We start from the raw sequence: 17,262 nt of genomic DNA, 5'->3' as shown, positions 1-17,262 counted from the left end.
GCTAGTACCCTGGAGGCAGCGGGGGCGGCTGTCTCGAATACGGAATGACAGGGCCGAACAGCTCGAACTCGTAGATGAGTTGTCCGGCGTATCTGTGGATCTTCTCTTTCGGGGCCCCCGCCAGGTTTTCTTGGATGAAACGAGCCCATGCGGCATTCCACGGGCCTCCGTTGGCTCCGCGATGGATGCTCCTGTGCTTCTCCAACTCCAGCAGGAGCACATACTTGTCGATGTCGATGCCTTGCTGGGTAAACCACTCCTTGAACATTCGCGGGAAGATGTGGTGCTGCTCATGCGGCTTGGCCCGCTCCTTGGCTGCCTCCTCCAGCATCTGCTGCTGACTGGGCAACAGCGGCGGCTTGTGCTGCCACGGGATGATGAACACCGGCCGCGCATCCCGCGGCAACTCTTGTGCGCTCCCCCAGTTCCTCTGCGCGCCCCGCTGAGGATTGGGCAATGCCCCCACCGGGTGCCGCGCAAGCACCACGCGCGTTTCGTCCCCCTGCTCCTGCACCTGCCAGCATCGGTACAGCCCGCATTGCTCACCTGCGCACAGCGCCACCAGGCTGTTCTCGTGCGAGCATGCTTCCTCGTAAGAAACGAGCTCAGCCGACTCCTCGCAGCCCAGCCTCTCACTTCCCCGGGGTGTCGTCGCACAGGCTGCTAGCGCTATAGCCACCAGCAGCCACCATGGGCGTGAGGCGCTCACGGTTCTTCGTTACCCCTCGCGGGAGGCGGTGAAGACGAGCTGGGACTGCTTGTCCCCCGTCCCCGTCACCACCGTGAACGTGCGCTCCACCGCCGCCATGCCCTGGACGCTCTTCGCCGACAGCTCCAGCAACATCGCGCCGAACGCCTTCACGTGGAACGACACGCGCCAGAGCTCCTCCAGCTCCTCGAACACCTTCTCGATGACCGCCGGATCCGCCCCCTGCTGCAGCCCATCCCGCAGCAACGCCATCCCCGCCACCAGCCGCTGCCACCGCACGTACGTCCCCCCGTACTGGCTGCCCACGTCCGCCAACCGCGAGTTCTTGTCCAGCACGTCCGCGAACGTGTTCGGGTATGCCGTCCCCTGCCCCTCCCAGTACGCCACCTCCCCCGCACTCCCCTTCGCGATCTTGTTCTGCTTCAGCCACGCCGCCGCACGCTGCGCCGCCCTCGGCGGCGTCCAGTCCTTCCCCTTCTCCGTCAGGTACGTCATCCACAGCGGCGCGTACACGCTCTGCCGGAACTCGGGGTTCGCACGCGCCGGGCTCTTGTCCCACGGCATCGACCGCGCCAGCGCCTTCGCGTACAGCTCCGGCACTCCCATCGCCGCCAGCGCCGTCAGCTCCCGGAACACCGTGTCCGCCAGCTTCACCTCCAGCCGCAGCTCCACCGCCTCGCCCTTCGCCGCCTCCTGGATCTGCTTCAGCACCTGCTCCTCGTCCGCGTCGTCCAACACGTGCCAGACGATCGCCTCGTCGATGGCCTGCCGCACCGCCGTCTCCGACAGCTTCCCCTTCCGCTGCAGTTGCAGATACAGCCCGTAGCTGAAGTCCCGCACCGTCGGCTGCGCCCGGAACTCGCCCATGTCCGCCTTGAAGTCCACGGACCAGCGCCCCGTCCCCTGGAACAGCCCGCCCTCATAGCTGCGCATCCCCATGAACGCGTACCGCCGAGGCCCATGCACCGGATCCGGCGAGCCGTACTGCGCCACCCGCTGCAGCTTCCTCTGCGTCTGGCTCTTCAGCACCTGCCACTTCGAGAACCCCAGCGTGAAGCCCCACGCCTCACTCAGCGTCCGCGTGTTCTGCTGGAAGTAGCTGCGCAGCGCCCCCGGCTCCACCTGCTTCAGCACCTGCGTCAGCCGCCCCATCACCAGCGGCAGGTGCAGCTTCGCCAGCTGCGCATCCGCCACCTCCAGCCGCAGCAGCGTCTGCTGCTCGGACACCCGCGCGTACTCGTACTGGAACCCGGAGGAGATCTTCTCCGCCGCCATCGTCACCAGCGCCTGCTTCGCCTTCGCCTTCTGGTCCTCCCAGGCCCGCTTCAGCGCCGTCGCGTCGGCCTCGTAGTCCGTCATCCCCAGCCGGTCCAACGCCAGCCTCAGCAGCTTCTTCTCCTCCTCGGACAGCTGCGTGGTGGAGAGCTTGTCCACCAGCTGCTCGAAGTGCGAGAGCCCCGGCAGCCCCACCAGCGCGTTCAGCGCCGCGTCCACCACCGCCGGATCCACCGCCGCCTCCACGGTGACGCCAATCTGCGCCGCCCGCTTCGCCTCGCGCACCGCGCCCTTCTGCACGGAGACCACCATCGCCCCCGCCTTCTCGCGCGAGAAGGTGACCATGAAGTCATCCGTCACACTCACGCTGCCTGTGACAGTCGCACCCGCCGTGGCCTTGATGGCCAGCAGCGTCCCCACCGGCAGCAGCCGGCTCAGCGGGTTCAGGTTGGTGCTGAAGACGTCTCCCCACGCGAGCGTGACGGACGTCTCCAGCCGCGTGCGCGCCTGGAAGCTCAGCGCCTCCTTCGGCTGGATCTTCAGCACGTGCTCGAGCACCAGCGGCAGCCGGAGGTTGCGCGTGTCCGTGTTGATGGCGTCGCGCAGCCGGTCGGTCAGCGAGTGCACGTGGTAGTCCGCGACCTGAATCGCCACCTCGCCGCTGCCCGAGCCCGACAGGAACGGCAGCGCCACCCCGGCCTGCGCCTTGGCGCGCACCCGCACCGCGTACTTCAGCCACGCGTCCTGCCCCAGCAGCAGCGGCGGGCTCAGCTTCGTCATGTCCTCCTGCGCGGGCTTGTCACCGACGACGCCGTCCGCGTCCACGTCCCCCGGCGCGTTGAAGGCCTCGATGTTGGCCTCCGTGCCGCCGTCCAACACGAATGAGAGCGCCTCGAGCCCCAGGCTGATCGGCTGCTCTACCTTGGCCGTGGCCAGGTTGACGCGGACCTGCGAGTCCTGGAGGGACGTGTCCAGGAGCAGTTCCTTGAGCTCATCGAGACTGGCCAGCTTCCATTCGAAGGGCATGAATGACCTCGCTACGGGGCGGAGGAACAACGCTCCGCCCAGCGTAGCAGGTCAGGCTGCCAGCATCGCCGCTCCAATGAGACCACTGTCGTCGCCCAACTCCGCCTCGGCGATGAGCAGCCCCTCGCGGGAGCTGTTGGAGGACAGCGTCTGCACCGCCTCCACCACGTAGCGGCGGATGCCCGGGCAGTTCATCAGCACCCCGCCGCCCAGAATCAGCCGCGCCGGGTTCAGCACCGTCACCATGTTGGCAATGGCGATGCCCAGCATCTGCCCGGCCCGCTCGTGGATCTCCCGAGCGCCCGGATCCCCCGCCTCCGCCGCCTTCTCGAGGGTCAACGGCGTGAGGTGCGAGGGCTCGCCCCCCGTCAGGTCCGACAGCACCGTGGAGCGCCCGGCCACCATCAGCTCGCGCGCCTGGGCGATGAGGTTGTGCCCGCCCGCGTAGGCCTCCAGGCACCCCAGCTCGCCACAGCCGCACCGCCGGCCCCCGGGAATCACCTTGGTATGGCCCAGCTCGCCAGCCACGCCGCCACCGCCGCGCACCAGCTGGCCGTTGGCGATGATGCAGCTGCCCACGCCCGAGCCCACGAAGACCGTGTACACATCCGTGGCGCCCCGGCCCGCGCCCGCGTGCAGCTCGCCATACGCGGCGGCCGCCAAGTCATTCACGATGCGCGCCGGCCGCCCGAGCCGCTCCGTCAACATGGCCCCCAGCGGTACGTTGCGCCAGCCCAGGTTGGGCGCCACGGCGATGATCCCCGAGTCCCGGTGGATCTGCCCGGCAGCCCCCACTCCACAGCCTCGCACCTCTAACCCTCCCGCGGCGGCCAGGGCCCCGGCGGCGGCCTGAGCGATGACCTCCACCACGGCTGCAGGGCTGCGCTCGGTGAGGGACAGCTTCGACGAGGTGAGGATGTTCCCCTTCTCGTCCACCACGGCGGCGCGAGCGTTGGTCCCTCCCAGATCGATTCCCAGCGTCGGCATCAGGCTCTCCTCTGCTCCTTATATATATAGGAGACATGGGCGGCGGGCGCCCCTTACACCTCAGCCCTGGATGCGGGCAATCAATCCGGTGACGAGCCCCTCGAGGCTCTTGAGCCGGGACTCGTCCTTGAGCCGGCCTTCCTCGGTGAAGGCCTGGTCGGCGTGGGAGACGAGGAACTGGTCCGGCAGCAGGTTCATGCCCAAGTGCGTCAGCGACTGGCGCAGGTGGGCCTGCATCCGCACCGTCCCGAACATGCCAGGCGAGGCCCCCGCAAGCGCCGCCCACTTGCCCTTGAACACGTTGGGCCCGCCACGCGACGCCCAGTCGATGGCGTTCTTCAGGCTCCCAGGGATGGAGGCGTTGTACTCCGGGCTGGAGATGAGCAGCCCCTGGGCCTTGGAGATGCGCTCGCGCAGCTCCACCGCAGGGGGCGGCAAGCCCTGGGCCTCGATGTCTCCGTCATAGATGGGCAGCACCAGCACCTTGAGGTCCACCACATCCACCTCGGCGCCCTTCGCGCGGGCCTGCTCCACCAGCAGCGCCAGCAGCTTGCGGTTGAAGGAGCCGGTGCGGAGGCTACCGGAGATGGCGATGATCCGGGGCGCGCTCATGACTAGCCTCCCACCTCACGCTTCATCTGCTCGACCGTGCCCTCGATGAGGTGCTGGATCTCCTTGAGGCGCTCGGGGGTGTTGGCCTCGAAGCGCAGCACCAGGATGGGCTGGGTGTTGGACGCGCGGATGAGGCCCCACCCGTCCGGGAACGTCACGCGCACGCCGTCCACGTCGATGATCTGGTGGCCCGCGGCCCGCAGCGTCTCCGTGCAGCGGCGCACGAGCTCGAACTTCTTCTCCTCCTTGGTGTCCACGCGCAGCTCGGGCGAGGCGTACGTCTTCGGCACGTCCGACAGCAGCTCGCTGAGCTTCTTGGGCTCGTGCGTGAGGATCTCCAGCAGGCGCGCGGACGAGTACACCGCGTCATCAAAGCCGAAGTAGCGGTTCTTGAAGAAGATGTGGCCGCTCATCTCCCCGGCCAGCTCCGCGTGCGTCTCCTTCATCTTCGCCTTGATGAGCGAGTGCCCCGCCTTCCACATCACCGGCTTGCCGCCGTGCTTGGCGATGTCGTCATATAAGGTGTAGCTGCACTTCACCTCGCCGACGATGGCCGCCCCCGGGCTCTCCTTCAGCACGTACCGGCTGAAGAGGACCATCAGCTGGTCGCCCCAGAGGATGTTCCCCTGGTCGTCGATGACGCCGATGCGGTCGCTGTCGCCGTCGTAGGCGATGCCCACCTCGGCCTTCTCGCGCTTCACCGCCTCGATGAGGTCCTCGAGGTTCTCCACCACCGTGGGGTCCGGGTGGTGGTTGGGGAACGTGGCGTCCATCTCGCAGAACAGCGGCACCACGTCGAAGCCCATGGCCCGGAACAGCGGCACCGCCACCGCGCCGCCCGTGCCGTTGCCCGCATCAATGACGATGCGCATCCCCGTGCGCCCCACTTTGACCGTCTGCAACACGAAGTGGTTGTACGGGGTGATGATGTCGAACGGGGTGACGGTGCCCGGCTTGTCGCTCTTCTCGAAGTCGCGCGCCTCGATGAGCTTCCGCAGCGCCTGAATCTCGTGGCTGTGGAAGGTCGTCTTCCCCGCCCCAATCTTGAACCCGTTGTACTCCGGCGGGTTGTGGCTGCCCGTAATCATCGCCAGCCCGTCCACCGGCAGCGTGTTCGCCGCGAAGTACGTCAGCGGAGTAGGCACCACGCCCACATCCAGCACGTTGAGGCCGGTGGAGGTGAGGCCCTGAGCGAGCGCATCGCGGAAGCGGGTGGACGACTCGCGGCAGTCGCGGCCGACGACAATGGAGCGCCCGTGCTGGCGGCGGATGATGGTGCCCAGGCCCTTGCCGAGCAGCTCCACCACCTCGACGGTGAGATCCTTATCGACCAGGCCCCGAATGTCGTACTCGCGGAAGATGTGGGTATTCACAGGTGCGTCCTTGCCCTCCCCCCAGGTGGGAGAGGTGCCCTACCGAAAGGCGGCGGACTCTACACAAGCGGAGGCAGAGGGGTAAGCGCCACCGCTGGCCGCGTTTGGTCACCGGTGACACAGCGTTTTGTCACTCCCGGAGTGCGCTCCCCCGCCAAGTCACCGGAATCCGGGAATCCGGCGCGAACCGGGCCGCTGGCACGTCGGCTGCTTTGTGCGCTGCCCACACGGCACATGGCAGTCACGGAAGGTTTCTCAGCGAGGCGCTCGTCTCGCAGGGGCTTCGTGTTGCCGCAAGTCCGCCACTCGCAAGAAAGGGCTTCGGGCATGACACGCTCGACGTGGTTCGCGCTGGAGACGTTGTGGAAGCTGATGATGGGGCTCAGCCTCCTCCTGGGCTGGAGCGCCCGGGCCGAGGCGCTGCTGGAGCCGGAGCAGCTGGCGCAGGGCACACGGCTGGAGCGGCAGCAACGGGCCGCGCGGCAGCGGCTCGCCGCGTCCACTCAGCACGGCCTGGTGGTGAGCGAGGACGGTGAAGTCTGGGCCTGGGGCACGGGCCCGGCGCAGCGGCTGGGCACGTGGCCGGAGCAACAGCTCGGCAACGGACTGCCGGCGCGGATCCCCGGCCTGACGGGGGCCGTCTCCGTCGCCGCGGACTCCTCGGGCGGCCACTCGCTGGCCCTGCTGCAGAACGGCGGAGTGGTGTCCTGGGGGAGCAACTCCTATGGCGAGCTTGGAGACGGCACGACGAGCAACCGGGACGGGCGCGTCGCGGTGACGGGGCTGGCGAACGCGGTGAGTGTCTCCGCGGGCAACATGCACTCCATGGCCGTGTTGCGGGACGGCTCCGTCTGGACGTGGGGTGGCAACTACTACGGCCAGATTGGGGATGGGAGCCGGGGCTATGACAGCCGGCGCCCCAAGCCCTGGCAGGTAGACGGGCTGACCCAGTTCGTGGCCGTGGCGGCCGGCAACCTGCACTCGCTGGCGCTGCGCGCCGACGGCACCGTGTGGGCCTGGGGCCATAACTTCTTTGGCCAGCTGGGGGATGGGACGCAGCAGCAGCAGCTCCGGCCCGTGCCGGTGGTGGGGCTGACGAACGTGGTAGCCATCGCGACGCACCACGCCACCTCGTACGCCGTGCGCGCGGACGGCTCCGTGTGGGCCTGGGGCAACAACCAGTCCGGAGAGCTCGGGGGCGGCTCGGAGGACTCCTTCCGGGCCACGCCCGGGCCGGTGCCGGGGCTAACGCAGGTGGTATCCGTGGCGGCGGGCTACCAGCATGCGCTGGCGCTGCGTCGGGATGGCAGCGTGTGGGCCTGGGGTGACAACTCCTTCGGCCAGCTGGGCAACGGGGAGCAGGGCGGCACGGGCCTGCCCCAGCCGGTGCGCGGGCTGAACGCGGTGGCGCTGGCCGCAGCCACCTACCACTCGCTGGCGCTGCGCAAGGATGGCTCCGTGTTCGCCTGGGGGCACAACACCGAGGGCGCCATGGGCACGGGCACCCACGCCCGGCCCTCGCCCGCGCCGGTGGAGCTGAAGGACGTGCGCACCCTCTCCTCCTCCTTCTTCCACACGCTGGCGCTCCGGGCAGATGGCTCGGTGTGGACGTGGGGCAGCGAGCAGGGCTGGGGCGGCAGCATTCAGCCCAAGCCCGCCCGGGTGCGCGAGCTGTCGCGGGCCGTGGGCATCGCGGCGGGCACCTGGCACTCGCTGGTGCTGGGCCAGGACGGCCGCGTGTGGGCCTGGGGTGACAACTCCCGCGGCCAGCTCGGGGACGGCACGCTGGGCGGACGCCGGGACACCCCCGCGCGGGTGCCGGGCCTGGAGAACGTGGTGGCCGTGGCCGCGGGCGAGTTCCACTCGTTGGCGCTCAAGCGCGACGGCACCGTGTGGGCCTGGGGCGCCAACCACTACAGCCAGCTCGGAGACCTGACGCTGGACGACCAGCCGCAGCCCGCGAAGGTGCAGCGGCTGGACGGCGTGGCGTCCATCCACGCCCACATGGACCTCTCGGTGGCGGTGAGGAACGACGGCACCGTGTGGCAGTGGGGCAGTGACATGGGCACCTGGTTCTGGACCGACATGCTGCCGCACCCGGCCGCGCCGGTGGAGGGGTTCTCCGATGTGATCAAGGTGAGCGTGTTCTTCTCCGGCATCACCGCGCTGAGCACGGACGGCACCGTGTGGCAGTGGTACCTGGGCCCTCCGGACTGGGTGTTCCCCCCGATGGCCCTCGAAGGCCTCACGGACGCGGTGGATGTGGTGGCCAGCTCCAACACGACGCAGATCCTCCGCGCGGATGGCTCCGTGTGGAACATCGGCGGGAATACCTACGGTGAGCGCGGGTTCCCCTCCACGGACCTCTACTCCCTCGAGGTGAAACAGGTGCCGGGGCTGAGGAACGTGGTGTCGCTGTCCTCTGAGTCGGCCACCGTGTACGCGCTGCGCGCGAACGGCACGCTGATGGCCTGGGGGAGCAACCGTTACGGCACCCTGGGTGACGGCACGTCGCCCATGCACCTCCGGCCCGAGCGCGTCCTACTGCCGCGCAGGTACTAGGGCCTGAGCACTGGCGAGGGTGTTCGCGCTCCACCGCGCTGAGGCCCGAGCCAGCACCCGAGGAAGTGGCCCGCCGTGGCGAGACGGCGGGCCACTTCCTCCTGTCCCCTTCCCACCCCGTTCCACCCCTTCCTCCCGAGGCGTCCGCCTCGCGCGGGAGGCGTGTTGCCGCAAGTCCCCCTTCACCCGGAGGCCGTTCACACATGAGACACACCCTGAGATTCAAACGGGAGTTGCTGTGGCAGTTGATGCTGGGGCTCAGCCTCGTGCTGGGCTGGAGCGCCCGAGCCGAGGCGCCACTGGAGCCAGAGCCGCTGGAGCAGGGCACGCTGGCGGAGCGGCAGCACCGGGCCGCGCGGCGGCTCCTTGCGACAAACAGCTATCGTTCCGTGGCCGTGAGCCCGAGCGGGGATGTCTGGGTCTGGGGTAACGGCCTCGGGCGGGATCTCGGCACGTGGCCGGAGATCCAACTGGGAACCGGCCTCCCTGTCCGGATGCCGAGAATGACAGAGGCCGTCTCGGCCTCCTCGGCGTCTGGGGGCGGGCACTCGCTGATCCTCCTCGAGGACGGCACCGTGATGGCCTGGGGGATCAATAACGTGGGCCAGCTCGGGGATGGCACGACGCTCACCGGGTTTGAGCGCGTCAAGGTGAAGGGTCTCACGGAGGTGGTGGCGATCGTCGCGGGGGACACCCACTCCCTGGCGGCCCGCCGCGATGGCTCCGTCTGGGCCTGGGGCTCCAACAGCTATGGCCAGCTCGGAGATGGGACCACCACGCGGCGCCTCCTGGCCACGCCCATCCCAGGGCTCAGCCAGATCGTGGCGGTGGCGGCGGGAAGCAGCCACTCGCTGGCGCTGCGCGCTGACGGCACCGTCTGGGCCTGGGGCACCAACAGCTACGGCCAGCTCGGGGATGGGACGCGGACGCAGCGGCTGTCGCCCGTCCAGGTGCCGGGGCTGACGGACGTGGTGGCCATCGACACGCGATTCGCCACCTCGTACGCGGTGCGCACCGACGGCTCCGTCTGGGCCTGGGGCGCCAACTTCTCCGGCCAGCTCGGGGATGGGACCCAGAGCACCTACCGGGCCACGCCCGCGCCGGTGCCGGGGCTGACGCAGGTAGTGTCCGTGGCGGCAGGGCATAGCCACGCCCTGGCGCTGCGCCGGGATGGCAGCCTCTGGGCCTGGGGCACCAACCACTCGGGACAGCTCGGCCGGGGCACCGAGAGCCCCACAGGCCTGCCCGAGCCGGTGCCGGGCCTGGAGGGGGTGATCGCGGCCGCCGCGGATTCCGTCCACAGCCTGGCGCTGCGCAGGGATGGCTCGGTGTACACCTGGGGCCACAACCAACTGGGCGCCATGGGCACGGGCTCGGACCGCCAAGCAACACCCACCCGGGTGGACCTGAGGGACGTGCGCGCCATGGCCAGCAACTCCGCCCATGCGGTGGCGATCCGCCAGGACGGCTCGGTGTGGCGGTGGGGCCAGGAGATCACGGACGGGACCCTCATCACCCGCGCAACCCCCGAGCGGGTGCAGGGGCTCTCGCACGCCGTGGCCATCGCGGCGGGCGCGTTCCACTCGGTGGTGGCGCTCCAGGACGGCACCGTCTGGGCCTGGGGCGATAACTTCCGGGGGCAGTTGGGCCAGGGGACGTTTGACGCCGGCCAGGACACGCCCGTGCAGGTGCAGGGCCTGAGCGACGTGGTCGCGGTGGCCGCGGGGGACTTCCACTCGCTGGCGCTCAAGCGTGACGGCACCGTCTGGGCCTGGGGCGCCAACTACTTCGGCCAGCTCGGAAACGTGGCGCTGGAGCTGTACGACTCGCCCGTGCCCGTGCAGGTGCAAGGGCTCCAGGGCGTCTCCTCCATCGCCGCCGGACTGGACTTCTCGGCGGCCATCACGAGCGACGGCACCGTGTGGCAGTGGGGCAGTACCATGCTCGCCTGGTACTCCGGCGACATGATGCCGCGCCCACCCGAGCCGGCGCCGGGGCTGTCCAACGCGGTGAAGGTGGTCGTGATGTACACGGGCCTCATCGCACTGCGCGCGGACGGCACCGCGCGCCAGTGGAACGTCAGCCCGTTTTTCGCGGTGTACCCTGATGAAGCCTTCGAGGCCATCACGGGCGCGGTGGACCTGGTGGCCAGCGCCTCTTCGATCCAGATCCTCCGCGCCGACGGCACGGTCTGGAACTTCGGCAGCAACCTCTACAGCGAGCGAGGCTTCCCCACCGAGGAGGCCACCTCGTATGAGCTGGCACAAGTGCCGGGGCTGAGCGGCGGGGTGGCGCTGGCCGCCGATTCCTTCACCGTGTACGCACTGCGCGAGAATGGCAGGCTGATGGCCTGGGGAAGCAACAGCCTCGGCAACATCGGCAATGGCGAGTTGTCCGTGCACCTGCGGCCCGTGCGCGTGAAGCTGCCGTGCAAGCTCAAGGACCTGAGCGCCGCGGAAGGTTTCCGCGAGCACCACTGCCACGCGGAGCCCTGAGCCCGCCTCCAAAAGCAGTGGCCCGCCGGGGCGAGACGGCGGGCCACTGCCTCCTCCAGGGCTGGCGAGGGTTTCAACTCATGGTCCCGCTTGAGGACCGAACGTCTCCGCGCCGCGAGGCTGCCGTCCGTAGGCCTCGCCCGGAGCGAGCGGCGCCAGCCAGAGCAGATCCACGGGCGTGCGCCCATCCGCTGCGAACAGGGACAGCTCGGGCCGCTGCGCGTTGATCTCCGCACTGAGCCGCCCCGCGGCGTCCGCGCTCCCCTGCCGCAGCGTCACGAAGCCCTGCGGCGCCACGGTGGTGGCAGGCAAGAGCGACTGCGTGGGCACGCGGGTGAAGCCGGACAGGTACAGACCGTCGAGTGACACGGGCGTGTTCCCGCGGTTGTAGAGCTGCACCCACCACGCGCCCGAGGCCTCCCGTCCCACGCGGTCGATGACGAGCGGCCCGCTGCCCAGGGATTCGATGTCGGCGATGTGGGCCAGCAGCCACTTGCGGCGCTCGCGCACGAAGTTGCGGAGGAACTCGGGGCTCCGGGCCGCGTGCTCCGGGCTCACGAAGGGGTCCAGCGTCTGCCCCTGCGCGCTGGGGAGAATGAAGGGCCTCAGCAGCTGGTGCATCGCGTGGATGCGCCGGGACAGGTTCTCCTCGGTGAGCCAGGTGTCCAGCAGCATCCTCAGGCGAGCGACGTAGCGGGCACGCAGCACCTCATCATCCAGGATGCGCGTGGTGAGCGTGCTCCACGCCGGCTTCATGTCCAACTCGCCCCAGCTCCGGCGCCACTCCGCCAGGTCGTACACGTACGGGTCATACGCGGTGAACCCGAACAGCGGCCGAGAGACGCGATCCGAGACGCCCTGCCGCACGTCGTGCTTGCGGCTGTAGAGCGACAGGGCGTTGTTCAAGTCCCACGGGACGTAGATCCACTGCCGCTGCTCGCGCTCGTAGACGAGGAAGCTGCGCGAGTCGACCTGGTAATCATTGGAGATGAAGGTGTCGAGCACCATCCACGTGAGGTAGTCGTCCAGCGCCACCTCCTTCTCGGCGAAGGCGCGGAACGCGTGGGGAGGCGTGCGGTTGATGCCGTCGATGAAGTTCCACAACCCATCCCACGGCTGATCCTCGTTGGTGCGCTTGTCCCAGTCCTCCATATACGCCTCGCGAGGCGGCGGGCGCAGCTCGCAGTCCTGCATGCCGCAGCGGTAGATGTCGCTGTCGTCATCCAGGTCATGCGCGCGGAGGAAGGCCTTCTCCAGGTCTTCAATCTCCGTGTAGATGCCCTGGTACTGGCCATTGAGCGAGAGGTGCACGTAGTGGGTGCGCGGCACCTTCAACCCCACGCTGGCCGCCACGTCGTACCAGAGCTTCTCCGTCAAGTAGCCCGCATCCTTATATGCCGCGAGCAGTTCCAGCCGCTTCACGCCGTTGAGGAAGCGATCGTCCTTGGGGAAGCGCACCGAGTACGGCTTCTTCGGCTCGGCGCGCGTCGAGCGGCCCCGGTAGCGCAGCTCCACCGCCCACGTACGGCCCTGGTAGGTGAACTGGGCGGGCACCCCGTAGTCCCGAGCCTCCACGTTCGCTTCGAGCGCCTGCAGGTGCTCGGGCGTGACGGTGAGCGCCAAGGTCGGAATCGAAGTCTGCAGCGCTGGCCAGGCAGGCGACGCCAGTGTGCCCCCGTCCGGCGCGGGCAGCGGCTCCAGAGGGCCTGCATCCGGAGGCCCGGGATCCAGCGGAGGTGTCCCTGTGTCGGGACCTCCCGCCTCGGGCGGCTGCGTCGGGCCCACACCGGGAGTGCCTGCGGGCTTCTCTTGCAGAACGGTCTGCGGGGCAGACGATGGCTTCCCCGTGGCGCCCCCACATGCCCCCAGGAGCAATGCCCCCCATACCAGCAACGGCTTTCTCATACCGAGGGCCCAGAGCAAACACTGAGCCACCGTGTTGGCGCGGGCTTCGCATGGTTTCGAGGAAGCCGACAGCACCGCACAGGGAAACACTTTACCTGCCCCTGGAACACGGGGCCCTCAGGGTGTATCTCGAGTCCACTATCCAACCCAGCAGGTTGGAAGCTATACTGAAGCCCCGAGCTTCCCCGCCCTCACATGAACACGCCCCCCGTTTCGGTGAAACCTCCCTCCTCTGAAGGAGGGGAGTCCCTCTACACGCGCTACCTCTCCTTGCCCTCTCCCGAGGACAACTTCCGGGGGTTGTTCTTCACCAGCCTCTTCAACCTCGTGAAGAGGGAGGCCGGCGAGTCAGGCCTGAAGCACTGCCAGCAGCTGTTGATGGACAAACGCTTCCAGCGGGGCTTCATCAGCTTCGCCACCTACCCGGCCACGGACTTCCTCCGGCTGGCCCATGCGGCGACCCTCGTGCTGGCGCCCCTGCTCGGCAACAACGTGGAGAAGTGCTCGCGCCGGCTGGGCATGGCCACGGTGCAGGACTTCGTGCACTCCATGGCGGGCAAGACGCTGGTCTCGCTGTCAGGAGGTGCTCCTCACCGGCTGCTGGGCAACATCCCCGCCGCCTACCGCGCCTCGGTGAACTTCGGCGAGCGGAAGATGACGGTGACCGGGGACAAGAGCGCCCTGCTCACCTTCAAGCGCGACTTCCTCCCCCTGCCCCACACCGAGGGCGTCATCCTCGCGGTGATGGAGGTCAGCACGGGAAAGCACCCGCAGGTGCGCTCCCGCTCGATTGGACCTCTGGACAGCGAGTACGAGGTGACGTGGGGCTAGCGCGGCACCGCCTCGGGGCTCCTCCCGGGGTTGATTGTAGGGACCGAGATGGTCATGGGGCGCAGATGCCGGCGCAGCGCCCAGTAGTGGCGCTGGGCGGCCAGGTGCAACGGATCCAGCGCCAGCGCCTGGCCGTAGCAATCCACCGCCTGCTGCAGGGCGTGCTGCGCCTCCAGGCTCCGGGCCTGGATGAAGAGCGAGCGCGCGCGAGCCTCGGAGCCCGGCCGCGCGTCGAGGAACGCCCGGCGGATGGGTCCCACCGCCTCGTCCGAGAGCCCTGCGAGGATGCAGCGGGCGATGCCGTGCGCGTTGCCCTTGGTGGCGTCGTAGCTGGCGCGCGTGAGCGGATCTCCCAGCGTGCGCCGGGCCGCATCCACCCGGGCGCGCAGCATCTCCAGATCCCGCCGCTGGTTCGCCGGAAGCGGACGGCTCCAGAAGACTTCCACGCGGCGCAGCGCCGTCTCCGCGCGCTGACGCACCTCATCGAAGCTGGCCGAGTCCGGCAGCCCCAGGAAGATGTAGGGATCCTTGCCGAGCGCCGCGGTGCGCGAGAGCAGCTGAGCCAGCTCGGGATCCGGGGGCGGCTCGCCGTTGTTGGCGCGCACCTGGGCCACCAGGGCGCTCAGCTCCGGTGAGGGCTCGACGAAGTGGAGGAAGAAGCCCGCGGAGACGCTCCAGGCGCGGGCCTCGTCCTGGGACACATGGCGCACCACGTCCCCGGCAGCCGGCAGCGTCTTCCCGTGGAAGGACAGCTCCAGGGCCAGCCGCGCCGCGAGCGGAGGCGGCGCCCCCTCGTAGGCGATGAAGAGGCCCTCGCTGGTGACGTCGCTGGCCTGCACGGCGCGGGGCTCGGAGCTCCCGAGGCCCGCCACGCGCACCTGCAGGCCCGCGGGCTCCTGGGTGCGCGGCGCGACGGGCTGCAGCGTGAGCGTCGGCTTGGGAATGTGGCGCTGGGCCTGGATGAGCGCGAGCTGGAAGTCACGGGAGCTCGGGAAGCGGTCCTCCGGGCGCCAGGCAATCGCCTGCATGATGACCAGCGAGAGCACCTTGGAGATGCGCGAGTCCAGGGTGTGCGGCGCGGGCGGCCGGGCCTCCTGCTCCTGGAGGCGCACCTCGCCCAGGCGGCCACGGCCGAAGGGCAGGCGCCCGGTGAGCAACCGGTAGCCGATGACGCCCAGCGCATACACATCCATCCGGGTGTCCGCGGCGGTGGTCACCCACTGCTCGGGCGCCATGTACGCGGGCGAGCCCAGGACGACGCCCGAGGCAATCTCCTCCTGCGAGAAGCACGAGGCCAGGACACTGGCCATGCCGAAGTCGAGCACCTGCACCTGCCGCTCGCCGTGCGTGTCGCGCGTGAGGATGAGGTTGTCCGGCTTGAGATCGCAGTGCACCACGCCGCGGGCGTGCGCGGCCTCGAGCCCCTCGAGCACCTGGATGAGCAGGCTCATCACTTCGGTGGGCGAGAACGGCACGGGCATGAAGGACAGGCGCTCTCCCTCCACGTACTCCATGAGGAGCGTGGGCAGGTCCGCGGGCCCCACGCGCACATCCAGCACGCGCGCGACGTTGCGGTGGATGACGCGGCTGGCGGCCTGGGCCTCGACGAGAAAGCGCGAGCGCACCACGGGATTGGCCGCCAGATGCGGATGGAGGAGCCTCAGGGCGAACCGCTTACCGGTCGCCGGATGCATGGCGAGGTACACGGAGCCGATGGCGCCGACACCCAGCATGCGCTCCAGAATGAGGGGACCGTGACGCTGGCCAACCATGGACTCCACCTCTTCTCGGGCTCGAACGCACCCCATCGACGCCACCCCCACGTGGGCCCCTCGGGACTTCTGCACCGGGGAGTGTTGCAACCTTCGTGCAGAGCCCAGGCGTGGGCTGGCGGACGTTCGAACCCCGCGAAGCAGCGAGTGCGCCCGCGAAACCGGGGCGCGGCGGCTGTCATTCTTACGGGGGCGCCCTGAAAAGAGACTCCAGGACTTACGGCTTTTCCCAGGTGGCTGGGGCAGGGTGGATGATCAGCGGTGATCACCCGCCCGCCACGATTCAGCCCCGTGGGGCGAGAAGAGCTACCGCTTCCGGACGTTGGCGGCGCGCTGGAGGGTGGTCTGCTTCCGGGTGCCCTCCTCGCCGCGCATCCACTCCTTCATGGCGGGGACGATCTGCTTGCTCCAGGCCTTGCCCGCGCGCACGGCGATGAAGGCCTCGACCAGGGCGTGGATCAGCGCGGAGAGCTGCTCGGCCAGGAAGAGGCGCTCGGAGGTGCGCGAGTCATCCTCCTCGCTCATCAGCTCCGGGAGCTTGGCGGCGCGGACGTCGAGGAACTCGGCATCCAGCGTCACCTCATAGGCCTTCTCGCCGTGGGTGAGGAGCATCCGGGCCTGGTGGACGAGCAGTCCCCGGTCCAGCGAATGCCGCACCTGCTCCGAGTACGGGGCCATGGCGCCACGGGCGGACAGCTCCGTCACATCGCCACTGACGCCTTTGAGCACCACGCGGCCGGTGAAGAGGACGGTGAGTCCCAACTTCTCAAACTCGGTGATGGGGTCGCCGGACTCCGAGCGCCACAGCAGCCAGGTGAGGAACTCGCGGCCCAGGTACGCCTTGCCGCGCAGAAGCGCCTCGCGGGCCTTGTCGCGCTCCACCTCGGCGGTGTCCTTCTTCTCCTCGGTGGCGCCTCCGTCGACGCCGACATCGCCGCGCATGAAGGCGGCCTCCTCCCGGGCCTGCTCACGCTTCCCCATGGCTCACCTCCTCCGCCTTCAGCTCCATGCCGATCAGCTCGGCGGTGGGCCCCAAGGCCGAATCGTCGATGCCCGTGCGCTGCGCCACGGCGGCCGGCACGAGCGGGATGAGCTTCACCTTGAAGGCGGTCTCCACACCGGCCATCGCCTCCTCCACGGCCTTGCGCGAGGCGGCCCAGATCTGCAGCTGCTGGGTCTTCAGGTTCCAGCTGATGTCGTGCACCTTGGTGAGGGGCACGGCGCGGTTGCGGAGCAGCTGGCGCACGGAGGACTTGTTCTCGTTCTTCTCGCCGCGGCTGGGGGGACGGCCCTTCTCCTTCTCGAAGGCGGCGGCCCACTTCTCCACCTCGGCCTTGAGGACGGGGCCGGGGATCTTGATGGTGTCGACGCGCCAGGCGAACAGGGCGTACTCACCATAGAAGATGCTGCCAGCGGCGAACTCGGTACCGTCGGAGTTCTCGAGCTCCACGAAGCCGGTGGCGCGCTCTTCCTCGGCGCGGCGATCAATGGGGGCGAAGGCACGGGCCTTGAGCGCGCGGGAGAGCGAGCGCTTGAGGTCCGCGGGGGCTTCCTTGTCGGGCTCGACGAGGAAGCGGGAGAAGGTGACAGCTCCACGCAGGACGGGCATGAGGCGCGGCAGAATGAGGAGGGCGAATGCCTCCGTCAAGGTACCTGGAGTACGGCAGGCGCCAGAAGCTTCACGGAAGCCGTGAACCCCGTGTCAAAACTGCCTA

The 17,262-nt window shown here is 69.1% G+C and carries 12 protein-coding genes; 3 read left to right on the top strand and 9 right to left on the bottom strand.

Annotated features, from left to right (window positions below):
• Window position 1: 1 nt before the first annotated feature.
• Genes sitA6 through DB31_RS14490 form a run of 5 tightly spaced genes read right to left on the bottom strand, consistent with a single transcriptional unit; the run spans window position 2 to window position 5,982 of the window.
• Window positions 2-709 (bottom strand): SitA6 family polymorphic toxin lipoprotein, encoded by a 708-nt coding sequence (gene sitA6 / locus DB31_RS14510; protein WP_083968290.1) that lies wholly within the window; start codon window positions 707-709, stop codon window positions 2-4.
• Between the two features lie 9 nt (window positions 710-718).
• A complete protein-coding gene (locus DB31_RS14505) occupies window positions 719-3,010 on the bottom strand; it encodes a hypothetical protein (RefSeq protein ID WP_044187726.1) in 2,292 nt (763 codons plus the stop codon).
• Between the two features lie 51 nt (window positions 3,011-3,061).
• Window positions 3,062-3,997: an ROK family protein gene (locus tag DB31_RS14500; RefSeq protein WP_044187723.1), complete on the bottom strand. Its 936-nt coding sequence runs from the start codon at window positions 3,995-3,997 to the stop codon at window positions 3,062-3,064.
• Between the two features lie 60 nt (window positions 3,998-4,057).
• A complete protein-coding gene (locus DB31_RS14495; RefSeq protein ID WP_044187721.1) occupies window positions 4,058-4,609 on the bottom strand; it encodes an NADPH-dependent FMN reductase in 552 nt (183 codons plus the stop codon).
• Window positions 4,610-4,611: 2 nt separating this feature from the next.
• On the bottom strand, window positions 4,612-5,982 hold the full coding sequence (locus tag DB31_RS14490) for a phosphomannomutase/phosphoglucomutase (protein ID WP_044187718.1): 1,371 nt from the start codon (window positions 5,980-5,982) through the stop codon (window positions 4,612-4,614).
• Between the two features lie 327 nt (window positions 5,983-6,309).
• Between DB31_RS14490 and DB31_RS14485 the strand changes: the two genes are divergently transcribed.
• On the top strand, window positions 6,310-8,544 hold the full coding sequence (locus tag DB31_RS14485; RefSeq protein WP_052419960.1) for an RCC1 domain-containing protein: 2,235 nt from the start codon (window positions 6,310-6,312) through the stop codon (window positions 8,542-8,544).
• A gap of 203 nt (window positions 8,545-8,747) precedes the next feature.
• Window positions 8,748-11,039, top strand: coding sequence for an RCC1-like domain-containing protein (locus DB31_RS14480; RefSeq protein ID WP_083968286.1), 2,292 nt, complete (start codon window positions 8,748-8,750; stop codon window positions 11,037-11,039).
• Between the two features lie 78 nt (window positions 11,040-11,117).
• Here the strand turns inward: DB31_RS14480 and DB31_RS14475 are convergent, their stop codons facing one another.
• A complete protein-coding gene (locus tag DB31_RS14475; protein WP_044187715.1) occupies window positions 11,118-12,824 on the bottom strand; it encodes a CotH kinase family protein in 1,707 nt (568 codons plus the stop codon).
• Window positions 12,825-13,139: 315 nt separating this feature from the next.
• Between DB31_RS14475 and DB31_RS14470 the strand changes: the two genes are divergently transcribed.
• Window positions 13,140-13,775, top strand: a complete 636-nt coding sequence (locus DB31_RS14470; protein WP_044187712.1) for a DUF2378 family protein — start codon at window positions 13,140-13,142, stop codon at window positions 13,773-13,775.
• Here the strand turns inward: DB31_RS14470 and DB31_RS14465 are convergent.
• The 3 genes from DB31_RS14465 to rdgC all read right to left on the bottom strand — a co-directional run bounded on the left by DB31_RS14465 (window position 13,772) and on the right by rdgC (window position 17,156).
• The gene (locus DB31_RS14465) at window positions 13,772-15,547 is read right to left on the bottom strand and encodes a serine/threonine-protein kinase (protein ID WP_063769231.1); all 1,776 of its coding nucleotides are present in this window, start codon (window positions 15,545-15,547) and stop codon (window positions 13,772-13,774) included. The genes DB31_RS14470 and DB31_RS14465 overlap by 4 nt on opposite strands.
• A 306-nt stretch (window positions 15,548-15,853) precedes the next feature.
• Window positions 15,854-16,528, bottom strand: coding sequence for a hypothetical protein (locus DB31_RS14460; protein ID WP_205628509.1), 675 nt, complete (start codon window positions 16,526-16,528; stop codon window positions 15,854-15,856).
• Entirely contained in the window at window positions 16,515-17,156 is a 642-nt protein-coding gene (rdgC, locus tag DB31_RS14455) for a recombination-associated protein RdgC (protein WP_044188106.1), read from the bottom strand. The genes DB31_RS14460 and rdgC overlap by 14 nt, the downstream gene beginning before the upstream one ends.
• Window positions 17,157-17,262: the final 106 nt, after the last annotated feature.

Origin of the sequence: Hyalangium minutum (genome assembly GCF_000737315.1) — a bacterium.
GTDB lineage: Bacteria > Myxococcota > Myxococcia > Myxococcales > Myxococcaceae > Hyalangium > Hyalangium minutum.
The sequence above is the reverse complement of the archived record's forward strand: the minus strand, read 5'-3'. Positions and strand labels throughout refer to the sequence as shown.